The sequence below is a fragment of the Flavobacterium geliluteum genome, assembly GCF_017948595.1.
In the GTDB taxonomy this organism is placed as follows: Bacteria; Bacteroidota; Bacteroidia; order Flavobacteriales; family Flavobacteriaceae; genus Flavobacterium; species Flavobacterium flavipigmentatum.
This window is the reverse complement of record NZ_JAGFBV010000074.1, coordinates 1-851: the sequence shown is the minus strand read 5'-3', so window position 1 is coordinate 851 and position 851 is coordinate 1. Positions and strand designations below refer to the sequence as shown.

Below are 851 nucleotides of genomic sequence, written 5' to 3'. Positions count from 1 at the left end.
AACTTAATCGTACTGCTGATGATTTAAACTCAGCACTGTAAACTCGTTTTTTCATAATTCTAAGATATTTATTTTTATTTAAACAGTCTTAAAATTTATGTCCCAGTAAATGTAGCAACTCCAAAATCCATCCCGTCCAAAACCGGACATGTCCCGCCAAACAAAGCCACAGAGTGCCAAAAAGCAGAGCCTGAACCTATAAGAATTACCTTTTGGCTTAAAATCAAAGACCATGAAAAAAGACAAGCAAAAGGATAAGGTGGAGAAAAAGAAAAAAAAGCCGTTCACACCGCCAAAACCGGAAGAAGAAAAGAAGAAAAAAAACAAAAAAAAGGTCATCAGACAGAGCAATCCGTTTATCAGGATAGACAGGGGCGGAAATTTTTTAACCAATTTCTTTTCCAATTTTTTCAGACAGCTTAGAAACCCGACAAAAACAGGGATCAGCGAACTGTTAGGAAAATTTCTGGTAATCAAAATTGACCCAAAGGAAAAGAACCCTGCACAACAGCCTGCAAAGCCTGCGGATATTATGGGACCGGTGAAAACGGTTTTACGTAACCTAAACTATAGCGGGGACAATAATCTAAGCCCGGCTGAAAAAGAGTCACTCAGACAGCGTACCAACCAGCCCTTGAAAATTGATTTTAAGACAGAGCAGAATGAACAGCAACAAGAAAATATGCCGAAGAAAAAAGGCTTAGGCATGTAGGAGTAATACCCGGAGCAGACCAAGAAAAGGCAGGGAATAAAATCCCCAGACCAATAATAAACTAAATCCAGTGAAAAGCAATACACCCAGAGCGTATAAAGGAGGCAGGCATCCCAAAGCAGATCCCGCCGTGCACCGC

The 851-nt window shown here is 40.3% G+C and carries 1 protein-coding gene; it reads left to right on the top strand.

Annotated elements, in window-relative coordinates; genetic code table 11:
• The first annotated feature begins 232 nt into the window (after positions 1 to 232).
• Positions 233 to 712: a hypothetical protein gene (locus J3495_RS19005; RefSeq protein WP_127340893.1), complete on the top strand. Its 480-nt coding sequence runs from the start codon at positions 233 to 235 to the stop codon at positions 710 to 712.
• Positions 713 to 851: the final 139 nt, after the last annotated feature.